A 15,330-nucleotide genomic window follows, 5' to 3' on the forward strand; every position below is an offset into this window, starting at 1 on the left:
TTAAATTTAATTTGATTACAACCCCTTAATGGAGGAAACAATGAGCAATGTACTGCCTGTGGATCCGAAGCTGGATCATAAGGTCGCGGATTTGAGCCTGGCCGACTGGGGCCGCAAGGAACTGCAGCTTTCCGAGCGCGAAATGCCCGGTCTCATGCAGCTGCGCAAGAAATACGGCAAGGAAAAGCCCCTCAAGGGCCTCAAGATCATGGGCTCCCTGCACATGACCATCCAGACCGCCATGCTCATCGAGACCCTGTATGAGCTGGGCGCCGACCTGCGCTGGGCCTCTTGCAACATTTTCTCCACCCAGGACCACGCCGCCGCCGCCATTGCCAAGGCCGGTACCGCCAAGGTCTTTGCCTGGAAGGGCGAATCCCTGGAGGAATACTGGTGGTGCACCGAGCAGGCCCTGACCTGGCCCGACGGCTCCGGACCGGACCTCATCGTGGACGACGGCGGCGACGCCACCCTGCTCATCCACCAGGGTGTCAAGGTCGAGAAGGATCCGTCCCTGGCCGACAAGAAATACGACAATCACGAGTTCCAGCTCGTCATGGAGCGCCTGGGCGCCAGCGTGAAGGCCAACCCCACCAAGTGGCAGAAGATCGCCGAGAAAATGCGCGGCGTTTCCGAGGAAACCACCACCGGCGTGCATCGTCTCTATGAAATGCAGCGCAAGGGCGAGCTCCTCTTCCCGGCCATCAACGTCAACGACTCCGTGACCAAGTCCAAGTTCGACAACCTCTACGGCTGCCGCGAATCCCTGGCCGACGGCATCAAGCGCGCAACCGACGTCATGGTGGCGGGCAAGGTTGTGGTCGTGGTGGGCTACGGCGACGTGGGCAAGGGCTGCGCCCAGTCCATGCGCGGCTTCGGCGCACGCGTGCTGGTCACCGAGGTCGATCCCATCTGCGCCCTGCAGGCCGCCATGGAAGGCTATGAAGTGACCACCATGGAACGCGCCCTGGAAGAAGGCGACATCTACGTTACCTGCACCGGCAACTACAAGGTCGTCACCGGCGCGCACATGGAAAAGATGAAGGACGAGGCCATCGTCTGCAATATCGGTCACTTCGACAACGAGATCGACATGGCCTACCTGGAAAGCAATTCCAAGTGCACCAAGGACGAGATCAAGCCGCAGGTGGACAAGTGGACCCTGGAGTCCGGCCGTTCCATCATCGTGCTGGCCGAAGGCCGTCTGGTGAACCTGGGCTGCGCCACCGGCCATCCCAGCTTCGTCATGTCCAACTCCTTCACCAACCAGGTTCTGGCCCAGCTCGACCTGGCCAAGAACGACTACGAGCCCAAGGTCATGATCCTGTCCAAGAAGCTGGACGAGGAAGTGGCCCGCCTGCACCTGGAGCGTCTGGGCGTGCGCCTGGAAACCCTTTCCCAGGAACAGGCCGACTACATCGGCGTGCCCGTGGACGGTCCCTACAAGGCCGATCACTACCGCTACTAGATCAGACTGTCCCTAACGCACGATTGCTGCGTTACTGCAAAAAAAAGGGGAGCCAACCGGCTCCCCTTTCTGTATAACCTCCCCATGAAACGCCTTCTGCTCTCTTTTTTCCTTCTGGCCGCATTGCTGAACACGCCCGCGCAGGGCATGGAGGTCAAGGTTTCGGTCTCCCACTTCCGCCCCAATCTGCTGGGCGAATACGTGGCCGGGAACCTCATGGACAACAACGCCACCACGGTATGGGCCTCCAGCGCGCTGAACAACGGCGTGGGCTCCTGGTTCGAAGTCGAATTCCCCGAGGTCATCACCCTGCGGGATGTGACCATATACAACGGCCATCACGGCGGCGAATTCCAGGATTTCGCCCGTATCAAGGCCGGGCGTTTTGTCTTTTCCGACGGCAGCGAACAGCATTTCGAGCTGGAGGACGGGGCCGCAGCCCGGGTGGTGCCGCTCTGGCAGGTACCCACCAAAAGCCTTCGCGTGGAAGTGGACGCCATCTATCCGGAGCAGCCTGGAAAATCCATGAGCCTGGCCGTTTCCGAGGTCAAGTTCACTGCGGTCAAGGGCGACGGCGTTCCCAGGGCCATGCCCGAGGGGGGGGTGCTGGGCGAACTCTCGCGCATCATCAGGGATTTCTACGCCAGGCAGACCACAATGGATGAGGGATTTCTCCAGTATTTCCCCAAGGCCAAGCAGGAGGAGGAAGCCTTCGGATTCGAGGTCTTCAAGCAGATGCAGATGCAGATCGGCACCTACGACGACCTCAAGCGGGCCGTGGTGGATACCGGGGACATGAAGTTCCGGCTCATGAAATTCGAGAACGGCGCCGCCGAGGTGCACAGCTTCGGGCACTACTCCCTGGCCGTGGGCGACAAGATGATCGGAATCCCGGACGACAGCGTCTTCACCCTGAGGAAGGAAGACGGAGAATGGAAGATCTTCGATATCCGAGATTACGCCGCTTTCTAATCGATTCCTAGTTATTCAAACTGATTATACGATCCATATTTCAATGGCCGCGTCTGCGTAGAGTCCTTCGGACTCTGCGGGGATGATGGCTAGGCCGTCGGCGTTGACCATGGTCCGCAGCAGCCCGGACTTGCCCAGGACAGGGTGGGCCAACGGCGGTTGGCCGGGGCGTTCCTCCAGGCGGACGCGCACATAGTCCTCGCGTCCCTGCTTGGAGGCCACGTTGCGGGCCAGCACGGCCTGCCTGCGCGGGCGTTGCGACTTGTCAAAGGCCCTTGCATCCCCCTGAAGATGCCGGATGAGCGGCAGCGCCAGCACCAGCATGACCACCTGGGCCGAGGCCACCTGTCCGGGCAGCCCCATGATCGGGGTCTGTCCCACCGTGCCGAGGATGGTGGGTTTTCCCGGGCTCACGGCCACCCCGTGGGCCAGGATCGCGGAATCGGGCTGGGCCTCGATGGCCTGCACCGTGAGATCGCGCACGCCGATGGAGCTGCCGCCGGAGAGCAGGACCAGGTCGTTTTCGGCCATGGCGTTCGCCAGTGCCGTTGTCAGGGATTTCAGGTTGTCCCTGATGATGCCGTACCGGGTGACAATAGCCCCTGCGGCCTCGGCCGTGACGGACAGGGTGTGGGAGTTCACGTCGCGGACCTGCCCGGGCCGGGGTGTCTCGTTCACCGGGATGAGCTCGTCGCCCGTGGACAGGATGCCCATGCGCGGTTTTTTCACCACCTCCAGCTCGTCGAATCCCAGGGCCGCAGCCAGGCCTATTTCCTTGAAATTCATGGAAACGCCCGCCTTCAGGATGGGCTGGCCCGTTTGGGCGTCCTCTCCCTGGTGCATGACGTTGAGCCCGGGTGCGGCCGATTTCTGGATCTCCACGGTGCCGCCGTCCATTTCCACGGTATGTTCCACCATGACCACGGCGTCCGCGTTCTGCGGCAGGCTTCCGCCCGTGGCGATGCGCGCGCATTCCCCGGGATTCAGAGCCAGGTCCGGCTGTTCGTCCACGCGGAGCGTGCCCACGCACTCCAGATAGACCGGGTTGGATTCCCCGGCCCCGAAGACGTCGCGTGCGTCCACTGCAAATCCGTCCATGCACGAGCGGCTGGTGAGCGGCCAGTCGTGCGGGGCGATGAGGTCCCGGGCCAGGACGCGGCCGGAGGCCTCGGCCAGGGAAACGGTTTCCGGGGCAAGGGCGGGAAAGGAACGCAGCAGTTCCTCGAACTCGGCGCGGCTGATGATCTGAAAGAATCCGTGGCTCATGCGCGGAGTATGGTGCAGGCATGAAAAAAGGGCAAGCCGACTATGGCTTGCCCTCGATTTTTCAGTGGAAAGTCGCCGCCCTAGTGGGTGGGCATGTTCTGGTCGGTCTCGAAACCGCGCTGCATGAGCATGGCCACCTTGTCCTTGAAGTCGTAGAGGGCCTTTTTCTGGATGGCCTTGAACACCTGCTCCTCGGTTTCCACCTTGTCCAGGTCCACTGGCAGGGTGCAGACCAGGAAGATGCCCACGGCCCGACCGTTCACCTCTACGGCCGTGAGGATGTTGGAGACGCCCAGCTTTTTCTTGAGCGCCATGGGCATGTTGGTGCCCTTGAGGAATTTCCTGTTGTAGAACATGTAGCGCAGGGTGGCGTTCTGCATGGAAAGCGGAGTGGTTTCAAAGCCTTCGGAAAGGTCCACGCCGTTTTCGCGCGCCTCGCTGATCATGTTGAAGAAGTCGTTGGCAATGGACTCCTCGTAGCTCTTCTGGGCGAGATTCTTTTCCATATCGTCGGACATGCGGGTCTCCTTTGCGTTCGGGAATGGGGATACATGCCCTGTGATGTGGCGGGGCGTCAAGGCCGGGGCTGCGGTTCAGGCGGAACGGTGGTGCAGGTACGTGGTGCAGGCGACCCGAAGGAGCGAGGCGAAGTTGCCGATGTCGCCGTGGGTGCGGGTGGCCTCGTCGTGCAGGGTGGAGAGGAATCTGCCGAGCGTGGTCCCTTCGCTTTCGGCCAGTTCCTCCAGGATGTTCCAGAAACGCTGCTCCAGCCGCACGCTGGAAACCGCGCCGTTCAGGCGCACGGATCGGGTCTGGGTCTCGTACTCCGTGGGCGGGGTGGATGAATAGAGTTCGCACATGGTCTTTTCTCCTCCGGCCGAATGTGGACCCTGCGAGGGTAGCGCAATCCCCCGGACTTCGCCAGTGGCGGGCATGGCAGGAAAAAGCCCGCCCCACACGGGCGTGGAGCGGGCGGTGTTTCCGGAGCTCGTGACCGCTATTTTTCCAGCAGGGCCGCGAACTGCTTCAGCCAGGCCGGGTGCGCGGGCCAGGCCGGTGCCGTGACCAGGTTGCCGTCGGTGAGGGCGACGTCCAGGGGGATGTCGGCGTATTCGCCCTTGGCAAGGCGCACTTCGGGAGCGCAGGCCGGGTAGGCCGAGACCTTGCGGCCTTCAAGCACCCCGGCCGGTGCCAGGAGCTGCGCGCCGTGGCAGATGGCGGCAATGGGCTTGCCCGCCGCGTGGAAGTCGCGCACCAGGGAGAGCACGTCCTCGTTCAGCCGCAGGTATTCGGGGGCGCGGCCGCCGGGGATGAGCAGGCCCGCGTAGTCCTCGGCGCGTGCCGTGGCGAAGTCGGCGTTCAGGGTGAAGTTGTGGCCGGGTTTCTCCGTATAGGTCTGGTGGCCCTCGAAGTCGTGGATGGCCGTGGCCAGTACGTCGCCCGCCTTCTTGTCCGGGCAGACCGCGTCCACTTCATAGCCCATGGCCTGGAGGGCCTGGAACGGGACCATCAGTTCGTAGTCTTCGGCGAAGTCGCCGCTGACGATGAGGATTTTCTTGCTCATGGATTTCTCCTTTGGCTTGTATGGATGGCAGGGGAAGGGGGATCCTTCGCATAGCTTGTGATATTTGGGAAAGGTACACAGGAATCACGGCGGGGTGGTAGCAGCGGACTACTACGCTTCGGGGAATGCCGGAAAAACGGCCCGGTGCGCCTTGGCAGCGCGCCGGGCCTGTGATTCGTGCGGGGAATGCCTGCGGTCCGTTAATGCGCGTCCGCCCAGGTGCGTCCCGTTCCCAGGTCGACCTTGAGGGGCACGTCCAGGGTGACGACATCCTGCATGAGGCTCTTGAGCCTGCGGGCCGCGGCCTCCACCTTCTGCACCGGTGCCTCGATGAGCAGTTCGTCGTGCACCTGGAGGATGAGCCGGGAGCCCAGGCTGCGGAGTTCCGCATCGTCGTGCACCCGGATCATGGCCATTTTGATGATGTCCGCAGCCGAGCCCTGGATGACCGTGTTGATGGCCTGCCTGCGGGCCTGGGAAATCACCTGGTTGTTGCGCGAATGCAGGTCGGGCAGCAGGCGGCGGCGTCCGGCCAGGGTGGTCACGTAGCCCTGTCGGGTGGCGTCCTCCACCACGGTGTCGTAGAAGGCCTTGAGCGTGCCCAGCTTTTCGAAGTAGCGCTCGATGAATTCCTTGGCCTGATTCATGGTGATCTTGAGCTCGCGGGCCAGTTTCTGGGGACCCATGCCGTAGATGAGGCCGAAGTTGATGGTCTTGGCGTCGCGGCGTTCGTCCGGGGTGATGTCCGCCGGGTCCTTGTCGTTCAGGAGCGCTGCCGTGCGCGAGTGGATGTCCTCGTTGTTGCGGAACGCGGCCAGCAGTTCCGGGTCCCTGGAGCAGTGGGCCAGCACGCGCAGTTCGATCTGCGAATAGTCGGCCGCGGCCAGGAGCATGTTGGGCCCCGATGTGAAGCAGGCGCGCATGCGCTTGCCCTGCGGCCCCCGGATGGGGATGTTTTGCAGGTTGGGCTGCGAGCTGGAAAGGCGGCCCGTGGCCGTTGCCAGCTGGTTGAAATGGGTGTGGATGCGCCCGTTGGGACCGGCCAGCTTGGGCAGCGGCTCCAGGTAGGTGGAGCGCAGCTTTTCCAGCATGCGGTATTCCAGGATCTGTTCCACGATCTCGTGCTGATCCCGGATTTTCTCCAGCACCTGGTTGGCCGTGGAAAGCTGGCCGCCCGCGGTCTTGCCGCCCGGCTTGAGGTCCAGCTTGTCGAACAGGATATGGGCCATCTGCTGGCTGGAGCGGATGTTGAAGGGCTCGCCCGCCAGCTGGACAATGGAGCGGGTCAGGCCGTGCAGCTGTTCGCTGACCTCGCCCAGGAACTTGGTGAAGGCCACGTCGTTGATCTGGATGCCCGCCTCCTCCATGCCCACGAGCACCGGGATGAGCGGCTGTTCCAGGTCGCGCATGAGGGTGGTCAGGTGCGCGCCCTCAACCTGGGTGGTGACGCCCTCCATGTAGGCCAGGGCGGCCAGGCCCTGGGCCTGGGGATGCAGCCCCTCCGAGACCTGTGCGAAATGCGGCTTGCCGTCCTGGTAGAGGGACTGGCGCAGGCGTTCCCACTGGTAGTTGCGCTCCTCCGGGTCCAGCAGGTAGGCGGCCAGGCTGAGGTCGAACCAGCGGGAGGTCTTGACGTTGAGCCAGGCCACGTTGTCGCGCAGCAGGTCCTGCACGCTGGGCGTGGCCACGGTGGCCGCCTTGGCCAGTGCCAGGGAAAGCTCGTCGGCGCTTCCGGTGAAGCGGTATTCCCTGTCGTCAAGGCCGAGCATGAAGCCGCCCTGCACCTGCACCAGGCCGATGGTTTTGCCGGAGAGCGCGGGCAGGTCAGGGATTTCGGAAACCATGGTCACGTCCAGGGGCTCCGAGGCGGCCGGGGCCACCACGCCCATGTCGAAAAGCGTGCCCTGCATGGGGCCGCCCGCCTTGGATTTTTCCGGAGCGGCCGGGGCGGCGGGAGCCTGGGGCCTGGGCGCATAGCCCTCGGGTCGGGGCAGGATGCGGGCCAGGCCGCGCAGCTCGTAGGTCTGCAGGAAGTCGTGCAGCCCGGAGTGGTCTATCGCCTGCAACTCGAAATCGGAGATGGGCTGGTCGCAGCAGTCCAGTTTCATGCGCGTGAGCTCGCGGTAGAGGAAGATGTTCTCCAGCTCGGGCTCCACCTTGGCGCGCAGCTTTTCCGGCAGCTTGTCGCAGTTGTCGCGGATGTCCTCCAGGGTGGGGTAGTCGGCCATGATCTTCTTGGCCGTGACCGGGCCCACCTTGGGAATGCCGGGGATGTTGTCGGCCGAGTCGCCGATGACCGCCTGGAAGTCGGGCCAGTACGTCGGGGGCATGCCTTCCTCTTCCATGAAGCTTTCCAGGGAAATGAGTTTTTCCTGGCGGCCCGCCTGGTTGAGCATGTAGACGTTCTCGTCCAGGCACTGCTTGAGGTCCTTGTCCGAGGCCAGGATGACCACGGGCCGTTCGCTCTTGTACTTGTGGGCCAGGGAGGCGATGCAGTCGTCGGCCTCCACGCCGTTGGAAACCACCAGCTTCATGCCCAGGAGCTGTACGGCTTCGCGCACGGGCTCGATCTGCTGGGCCAGGGGCTCGGGCATGGCCGGGCGGTGCGCCTTGTAGGCCTCGAACATCTTGTGCCGGAAGGTCGGCGGCCTGCCGTCCATGAAAAAGCCCACGTACTGCGGGTTCTCATCCTTGATCAGCTTGAGCAGCGACCGGATGGTGGTGTTGATGGCGTTGGTCGGGAACCCGTCCGAGCGTTTCAGGTCGGCGCGAGCATAGAAGGCGCGGTAAAAGAGCGCCGTGCCGTCGATAAGGAAAATGGGGGCCTTGTCGAGATGGAGATGATCCTTGAGAGCCATGTGAATTGGGTGGCTGTAGCCGGATCAGGACCGGGTCAGATGCGTTTGATCTTGCCCTTTTGGCCCTTGCCCAGCTTTTTGAGCATGAAGATCTCCGGATCCTCCTCACCCAGGGCCGCGAGCTCCACCTCGGCCCGGGCAGCGCCCTTGTGGCCGCCCGCGGAACCGAGATCGCCCAGCAGCGACGCGGCATACTTGCCCATGTCGCGGCGCAGGCCGTCGCCCCGGAAGATGACGACGAGCTTGTCGTCGCACACGCCGGAGACCACCAGCCAGGGCACCCCGTGAACGCGGGTGAAGAAGTCGGCCACGATGACCAGGATGTCCGGGTTCTCCACGTTGCCCGCATGGGCGTAGAGTCCTTGTCCGATACGGCGCAGATTGTAGAAGGCCCGCGAGAAGTAGCGCATCCAGTCCAGGTGGAATTCGCTGTTGCTGATGCGGTTCATGAGCTTCACGTCCGCGAACTTGTTCAGCCACTTGAAGCCGGTCACGTCCGGGTCGATGAACTTGCGCTCGAAGCTGCGGGTGTCGCTCTTGATGCCGTAGAGCAGAGCGGTGGCCAGCAGCTTGGCGGGCCGTATTTTCAGGTTGTAGAGATATTCGGTGAGCATGGTGCAGGTGGAGCCGTACTTGGGACGGATGTCCGTATAGGGGGCTTCGACCGGCTTGCCCTCCACCAGCGGGTGGTGGTCGATGATCACGTCGAATTCGAAGTCCTCGAACTCGGGATTGTGGTGCGGCTGGGAATCCACCAGCGCGAACTTGTCGTACTGGGCCACCAGGTTGGGGATGATCTTTTGGGTGGGGATGCGCAGGTAGCGGATCATGGCCAGGTTGTCCGGCCGTTTGATCTCGTTGATCTGCCCGATGCCCACGCTCGCCACGCGGCGGCTCATGATGCGCCTCAGCGCCAGGGCCGAACCGAGCGCGTCGGGGTCGGCGTTGATGACGATGAGCCAGTTTTCGTCTTTGTCGAACCGTTCGAGCAGTGCATCCATCTGCTCGTCGAGTTGTTTGAAGATAGCCATGCTATGCCTTCAGTTGTAGCGGCAGCCCCGCAGCCACCAGGTAAGCCCTGTCCGCGATTCGCGCACAGGCCTGGTTCAGCGCGCCAAGCCCGCGTATGAAAGCCCGCACCTCGCCCGAAAGGGGCAGGGGCCCGAGCCCGGTCTCACAGGAGACCAATATGAGGTTCGTTGCTCCCCAACGATCCAGCACTTCTTTAAACTCAAGGATACGTTCCTTTTCGCACCCGGCCTCACGCACGGCGAACAGCCAGTAGTCCAGGCTGTCCACCAGCACGCAGGAAAAATCAGCTTTAGCCTTTCTGAGCGTTTGAGGCAAGTCCGTAGAAACTTCCATGACCTCTATTCCCGGGCCCCGGGAAATGCGGTGTTCGTGTATCTGGCGGCGGAATTCAAGGTCCCTGGCCTTGCCCGTGGCAATAAACAGGGCCGGTTTCTCGCTTTTTCGCAGCAAATCGAGGGCAAAGTCGGATTTGCCGGATTTGTTTCCACCAAGCACCAATGTGATCATGTGGATTCCTTCCATTCCTCAAGCCAGTCGGCCAGGAGCCCGGCCGATTCAAACAGTCCGTCGGCCCGGAACACCTCGATGGTTACCGTGGCGTCGGGCCGCAGCCGCTCGAGCCAGTCCCGCAGCAGCTTTTGCCCTGCCCCGGAAAGGGCGCGCAGGGATTGGTGCCGCGCGTTTTTGTCCGGGCCGTAGATGTGCAGCATGCCCACCTTCTCCCACAGCCGGTCCAAGGTCAAGACATGTTCCTGGCTGTATGCCAGCAGGTGGCCGATATCCAGGCACGCCCCGTATCCGGCCTCCAGGGCCCGGGGCCAGACGGCCGCCAGGTCGCTTTCCTCCACGTTTTCCAGGAGCACCCGGGACGTGTCCACGCCCGCCCGGCCAAAGGCCTCGGCCAGGGGCAGAAGCAGGTCGGCATCCCGCGGGGGATGCAGGACATAGGACTTCGGGCGTAAATAGTCAACTTTGGCCACCAGCCCCGCGATCCTGTCGCCGACTTTTTCCACACCCTGTCGCCAGGGCAGGTCCAGGGGCAGGTGCACGTGCCAGGAGAGTGGCAGTTCAGCCAGGTCCGGAGCCAGGTCCCGCTCCGTGTATGCCAGGCAGGATTCGGTTTCGAAGAGCACCATGCCGATCTCGGAGAAATGCGGGGCCAGGAAACGGGCGTTTTCGGTCACCGTGCCCGGAACGGCAAAGGAGGGGGCGGCCACGGAAAAGGGTGCCGAGCGCAGCCGGGAAAGCGCATTTTTCGTACGCGCGTCAGGCTCCTGACAGGCATGATTTTCCGTGCTTCTCATGGTTTTCTTCCCGAATGGTATGTTTTGCTTGGATTTCCCTTGCAGGGCATGGTTTATGCAAATTTTCGGGTCATACAGGACTTTTAGACGGAGATTTGACCATGAAGGCGTTCAAGAACCTTGCCCAGCACATCCTCAATCCGCTGCATGTCTTCTGCAGGCTGCGCCAGATGGGGATGAGCGTTCGCGTCGCCCGCCGAATGTGTCGCCTCTACGAGTATTGCGTTTACCGCATGGTCCTCTGATACAGCATCCCGGGACCAATCGAAACGCATACCGGCAGGGCGCGGGAGGTCATCAAGGCCGAGGCGTATGCAATACGCGGGGATTTGATGAGTTCCCGGCAGCATGACCGGCGAAATGGTTGCAGCGGTCCTAATCCAGCAGGCTCATCTGCTTGGCCTTGGTCACCTTGGTGGCCGAGAGCGTCGAGCGGGTGAGCATGGCCTCGGGAATCTCCCTCAGATATCTGGACTCCGGCAGTTGCAGGGTTTTGCCGTAGAGCTGCCTTTTCTGGGCATGGCTCATGAACAGCATCTTGCGGGCCCGGGTCATGCCCACGTACATGAGACGGCGCTCCTCGCCGAAGCGCTGGCCCCGTCCAGGGGTGAGCGTCACCTTGGCCGTGAGCAGGTCCATGCCTGCAAAGGGCATGATGCCCTCCTCCAGGGCGGGCATGAACACCGCGTCGAATTCCAATCCCTTGGCCGCGTGCAGGGTCATGATCTGCACCTTTTCCGCCGAGCGGCTGACCAGCTCCAGCTCGTTCTGCAGGCTGACCCAGTTGAGCAGCCCGGACCAGCCGCCGCGTTCGTCAAAGGCCTTCTTGAGCTCGCGGAAGGCCCGGCTTTCCCAGAAGAAGGTGTCGAAGGGCGGTATGTTGTTCAGGTAGGCGGACAGGCCTATGGGACCCTTGGCCAGGATGTGTTCCGGCACCTCCAGCACTTCCTCGCTGCCCACCATGGTCATGCCCAGGAAACTGCCCGCCGCGTTGAGGATCAGATCGCAGCGCGGGTCGTTCCAGAAGGCCTGGGTTTCGGGGGCGGAAACCGGCACCCCGAATTTGGAAAGCTGTTTCTCGATGGGGCCGATGAGGGCCTTGAAGCGCACCAGCACGGCTATGTCGCCGGGAGTCATGCTGCCGTGGCCCATGGCGTCGGCCAGACTGTGGCTGGTTGCCCCGAGGAGCCCCTTGATGCGGTCGGCCATCCAGGTGCTCTCCCGGATGGCGTCCGGGGCCTCGAAAAGATGCAGCACGGCGTCGGTGTCCTTGCGCGCCACCAGGCGCGGGGAGTCCGGGAACAGGCCGTGGGAGGCGTCCAGGATGCGCTGGCCCGAGCGGTAGTTGTCCTCCAGGGTGATGGTCTCCAGCTTGGGCCAGAATTCCTTGAGCCGCTCGTCCACATCCTCGGTGGCCCCCCGGAAGCCGTAGATGGCCTGCTTGGGGTCGCCGATGCAGAACACGCCGTACCCCTTTTCCGGTGCCATGCCCTTGATGACCGCCAGCTGCAGCGGGGTCAGGTCCTGCACCTCGTCCACCAGGATGTTGGTGTAGGGCAGGCGGAAGGTGGGCGCGCCGGTCTGTTCGAGCATGAACTCCAGCAGGTCGGTGTAGTCCAGCAGGTTCCAGTGGTTCTTCTGGTTGCCGTAATTGATGTGCGCGTCAAAGAGGTCGTCGGGGATGTCCTCCAGCCGTTCGCGCATGAGATTGTATTTGTTCCAGTAGTGGGTGACGTGCTTTGCGGGCAGGTCCGGGTTGGTCTCGGCAAAGAGCTTCTTGGCCGATTCCTCGGAGATCACCACCGGGGTTTCGCTGTAGGCGTGCTTCCAGTAGTCGAAGCACAGGGAGTGCAGGGTGCCCGCCTGGGGCAGCTGCGATTCGTCGCCGCGCAGGGCCTTGAGCCGCTCGCGCAGTTCCCCGGCGGCCCGGCGGGTGAAGGTCAGGCAGAGAATTCGGCGCGGGTGCTCGCCCGCGTCCAGCAGCCGGGTGACCCTTCCCATGAGCGTCTGCGTCTTGCCCGTGCCCGGCCCGGCCAGCACCAGCACCGGTTCGGGACCGGCGTCGATGGCCGTCTGCTGGGCGGGGTTGAAGGAAACGGGTTTGCCCAGTTCGGGGTCGGCCTTTTTCAGGGGCGGGCAGGTCAGGGGGCCCGGATCCTTGTCGGCCTGCGGTTTGGCCGGGATGTTGATCAGGGTGCCGCCGTTCTTGATCTCGGCCCGTTCCTGCTCGGTGAAGACCGAGATGACCCCGTATTCGCCGTCATAGCCCGCCTGGCGGATGACCCTGCCTTCGCGCATGCGCACGAGACCTTCGGCCAAGTGGCAGTTGTGGCGCTTGAGGTCCTCGGGCGGCACGTGGCGCAGCACGTTCAGCTCGGACCCGAAGTCCTGGAGAAGCTTGAGGTAGAATTCGTGCACCTTCTTGGAACCAGGCCCCACGCCCAGCACCTCGGAGACGACCTCCTTGAGCGGGATCAGGGACACGAAGCCGGGAGCGCCCGTGGGCTGCTGCGGCTGGTCCCGGTCGGCCAGGTCCAGGATGCGGGCGTAGACCCCGCGGGTGACGGGTTTGCCGCAGACCGGGCAGATCCCGCCGCGGGCCAGGGTCTCCTGCGGGTCCATGGAAACGCCGCACTTGCGGTGTCCGTCCATGTGGTACTTGCCCTCTTCGGGGAAGAACTCCACGGTGCCCAGAAATTCGTTGCCCAGGCCCTCGCCCTTGAGCGCCCGGTAGATGCCCTGGTAGGACATTTCGCCCCGGAAGAAGTTGGCCTCGCGCCCGAGTTTTTCCCCGGAGTGGGCGTCCGAGTTGGAGATGAGCTTGATGCGGTCCAGCTCGCTCCAGGTCCAGTTCATTTCCGGGTCCGAGGACAGGCCGGTTTCCATGGCGAAGATTTCGCCGCTCAGGTCGCCGAAGCATTCCTTGATGGAATCGAAGCCCGACTTGGAGCCGAACAGGGAGAACCACGGGGTCCAGATGTGGGCGGGAATGAGGAATCCCTCGGGGTGGGTGTCCAGCACGATTTCCAGCAGGTCCCGGCTGTCCAGGCCCAGGATGGGCCTGCCGTCGGAATGCAGGTTGCCGATCCTGTCCAGCTTGGCGTTGAAACGCACCACGGTTTCCAGGTCCGGCAGGAAAACCAGGTTGTGCACCTTCCGGGTCTTGCCGCCCCGTTTATATATGGAACTGATCTCGGACTGGAGCATGAAACGCACCTTGCCGGAGGGTGTCTCCTCCATGCCGGGGATCTCGGCCTGCAGCCCGGAATCGTTCTTGAGCATGTACAGGCCGCTGTCTTCGTCCAGCATGAGCTCGTCCTCGATTTCCTCCACCCAGGCGGGGTGGGTGAAATCGCCGGTGCCGAGCACGTTGAGCCCCTTGACGCGGGCCCAGGCTGCGATGTTGCGGATGGTCAGGTTCTTGCTGGTGGCCCTGGAGAAACGTGAGTGGATGTGCAGATCGGCGGTATAGCGTTCCATGGCGGAACACTATGACGATCAGGCTCATATTGCAAGGCCGGGAAGTGAAATGAAAGGCCGAAAAAGGCCCGTGTCCGGGCTACAGCGCGAGGGCCATTTCCCACCACTGGAACCCGCCGTGGGTGGAGGCGGACAGGCCGATTTTTTCATAGCCCAGTTTTTCGTAGAAGCCGATGTGGTAGTCCTTGCACAGAAGCAGGATCCGCTCCTTGCCCATGGCGCGCGAGTCCGCGATGAAACGCTCCATGAGCGCCCTTGCCGCGCCCTTGCCCTGGGCTTCGGGCAGCACGGAAAGGGAAAAGACGACCATGTTGCTTCCGTCCGGATCGTGGCCGATGAGCTGCTTGAATTCCTCGTCCGTGATGTCTTCCTTGCCGGTGCAGCCGGAATTGATCTGGCCCACCACCTTGCCGTCCAGTTCGGCCACAAGGAAACCCTGCGGAAAGGTATCGATGCGGATGCCGATCCCCGCTTCGGACGCGGCTTCCGAGGGCTCGAAACAGACGGATTCAACGTGTGCGCAGGCGGTCAGGTCGGCCGGGGCGACCCGGCGAATGGTCAGGGGCATGCTTCCTTCCTTGTTACATACGGTTCTTGGTGGCGCCGGGCATAGGTTTTACCCATGGCGCGCGGAATGTAAAGGTTTGTAAAAGCGGTTGACCACCAAGTTTGTTGCGCCTACAACCGTTGCATGTTCATCGAAAGGTTGAAACCGAAGGAATCCATAGGGTTCCTGCTCTACAAGGCGGCGCGCATCAGCGTGAACGCCCTGTCCGCACGGCTGGAAGAGGCCGGGGTGGATATTTCCGTGGAGCAGTGGCGGCTGCTCATTCCCCTTTCCCGCTACCAGGGCATCAGCCAGGGCGAGCTCGCGGTCATGGCCTCCCAGGAGAAGACCGGTGTGAGCCGTCTGGTGGCCGGGCTGGAGAGCAAGGGGTATCTCCGGCGCGAGGACGACGAGAACGACCGGCGCATCAAGCGCCTTTTCGTGACCGACGTCGGGCTGGACCTGCTGGCGCGCACCGTGGAGGTGGCCCAGAAGAGCAACCGGGACGTGGTCCAGGGGATAGATCCCGGGGAAATGCATATCTGCAAGCGGGTGCTGCGGCAGCTCATCCTCAACCATCTCGACGACAGCGACTGCGCCTCCCTGCTGCGGGAGGAGTTCGGGCGATAGTCCCTTTGCGGTCTCGAATTTTCCGATTGGGAAGCCATTAATCAATGGTGGATATTTTTCCTGTGGGTTGGTACGGTGCCCGCCACCCTCACGACACGGCGACCGTATTCCAGCCTTTGCCATGAAGCGCTTTTCAGGATGAGCGTTGCAACGCTTCGTGGGTGGGGTCCGGAATGATAGATATTGTCAGGCCATCGCGGGCCGAGGTC

Annotated in this window: 14 protein-coding genes; 4 read left to right on the forward strand and 10 right to left on the reverse strand. The window is 62.8% G+C overall.

The annotated features are described in order from the left end of the window. The first annotated feature begins 40 nt into the window (after positions 1 to 40). The gene (ahcY, locus tag FGL65_RS06860) at positions 41 to 1,468 is read left to right on the forward strand and encodes an adenosylhomocysteinase (RefSeq protein ID WP_147820382.1); all 1,428 of its coding nucleotides are present in this window, start codon (positions 41 to 43) and stop codon (positions 1,466 to 1,468) included. Between the two features lie 84 nt (positions 1,469 to 1,552). Next, positions 1,553 to 2,440 (forward strand): discoidin domain-containing protein, encoded by an 888-nt coding sequence (locus tag FGL65_RS06865; RefSeq protein ID WP_147820384.1) that lies wholly within the window; start codon positions 1,553 to 1,555, stop codon positions 2,438 to 2,440. Between the two features lie 24 nt (positions 2,441 to 2,464). Here the strand turns inward: FGL65_RS06865 and FGL65_RS06870 are convergent, their stop codons facing one another. The 8 genes from FGL65_RS06870 to cbiR form a co-directional block, all read right to left on the reverse strand. Further along, positions 2,465 to 3,706, reverse strand: coding sequence for a molybdopterin molybdotransferase MoeA (locus tag FGL65_RS06870; protein WP_147820386.1), 1,242 nt, complete (start codon positions 3,704 to 3,706; stop codon positions 2,465 to 2,467). 80 nt (positions 3,707 to 3,786) lie between these two features. After that, positions 3,787 to 4,224: a hypothetical protein gene (locus FGL65_RS06875; RefSeq protein WP_147820388.1), complete on the reverse strand. Its 438-nt coding sequence runs from the start codon at positions 4,222 to 4,224 to the stop codon at positions 3,787 to 3,789. Between the two features lie 75 nt (positions 4,225 to 4,299). Further along, positions 4,300 to 4,566, reverse strand: a complete 267-nt coding sequence (locus FGL65_RS06880) for a ribbon-helix-helix domain-containing protein (RefSeq protein WP_147820390.1) — start codon at positions 4,564 to 4,566, stop codon at positions 4,300 to 4,302. A gap of 137 nt (positions 4,567 to 4,703) precedes the next feature. Continuing rightward, complete coding sequence (locus FGL65_RS06885) at positions 4,704 to 5,270, reverse strand: DJ-1/PfpI family protein (RefSeq protein ID WP_147820392.1); 567 nt, start codon at positions 5,268 to 5,270, stop codon at positions 4,704 to 4,706. 200 nt (positions 5,271 to 5,470) lie between these two features. Then, complete coding sequence (gene polA / locus FGL65_RS06890) at positions 5,471 to 8,128, reverse strand: DNA polymerase I (protein WP_147820394.1); 2,658 nt, start codon at positions 8,126 to 8,128, stop codon at positions 5,471 to 5,473. Positions 8,129 to 8,163: 35 nt separating this feature from the next. Beyond that, positions 8,164 to 9,159, reverse strand: a complete 996-nt coding sequence (locus FGL65_RS06895; RefSeq protein WP_147820396.1) for a DHH family phosphoesterase — start codon at positions 9,157 to 9,159, stop codon at positions 8,164 to 8,166. Between the two features lies 1 nt (position 9,160). After that, positions 9,161 to 9,667, reverse strand: coding sequence for a bifunctional adenosylcobinamide kinase/adenosylcobinamide-phosphate guanylyltransferase (locus FGL65_RS06900; RefSeq protein ID WP_147820399.1), 507 nt, complete (start codon positions 9,665 to 9,667; stop codon positions 9,161 to 9,163). Beyond that, positions 9,664 to 10,464 (reverse strand): cobamide remodeling phosphodiesterase CbiR, encoded by an 801-nt coding sequence (gene cbiR / locus FGL65_RS06905; protein WP_147820401.1) that lies wholly within the window; start codon positions 10,462 to 10,464, stop codon positions 9,664 to 9,666. The genes FGL65_RS06900 and cbiR overlap by 4 nt, the downstream gene beginning before the upstream one ends. Before the next feature lie 101 nt (positions 10,465 to 10,565). Between cbiR and FGL65_RS18205 the strand changes: the two genes are divergently transcribed. Then, positions 10,566 to 10,709, forward strand: coding sequence for a hypothetical protein (locus FGL65_RS18205; protein ID WP_187170569.1), 144 nt, complete (start codon positions 10,566 to 10,568; stop codon positions 10,707 to 10,709). Positions 10,710 to 10,839: 130 nt separating this feature from the next. On the opposite strand, the gene FGL65_RS06910 is transcribed toward FGL65_RS18205, so the two are convergent. Both FGL65_RS06910 and FGL65_RS06915 read right to left on the reverse strand, forming a co-directional pair. Further along, complete coding sequence (locus tag FGL65_RS06910) at positions 10,840 to 13,944, reverse strand: UvrD-helicase domain-containing protein (RefSeq protein ID WP_147820403.1); 3,105 nt, start codon at positions 13,942 to 13,944, stop codon at positions 10,840 to 10,842. Between the two features lie 79 nt (positions 13,945 to 14,023). Beyond that, a complete protein-coding gene (locus FGL65_RS06915; protein ID WP_147820406.1) occupies positions 14,024 to 14,512 on the reverse strand; it encodes a GNAT family N-acetyltransferase in 489 nt (162 codons plus the stop codon). A gap of 123 nt (positions 14,513 to 14,635) precedes the next feature. On the opposite strand from FGL65_RS06915, the gene FGL65_RS06920 reads away from it, so the two are divergent. After that, positions 14,636 to 15,121: a MarR family winged helix-turn-helix transcriptional regulator gene (locus FGL65_RS06920; RefSeq protein WP_147820408.1), complete on the forward strand. Its 486-nt coding sequence runs from the start codon at positions 14,636 to 14,638 to the stop codon at positions 15,119 to 15,121. Positions 15,122 to 15,330: the final 209 nt, after the last annotated feature.

It is taken from the genome of Salidesulfovibrio onnuriiensis, assembly GCF_008001235.1.
Classification (GTDB): domain Bacteria; phylum Desulfobacterota; class Desulfovibrionia; order Desulfovibrionales; family Desulfovibrionaceae; genus Pseudodesulfovibrio; species Pseudodesulfovibrio onnuriiensis.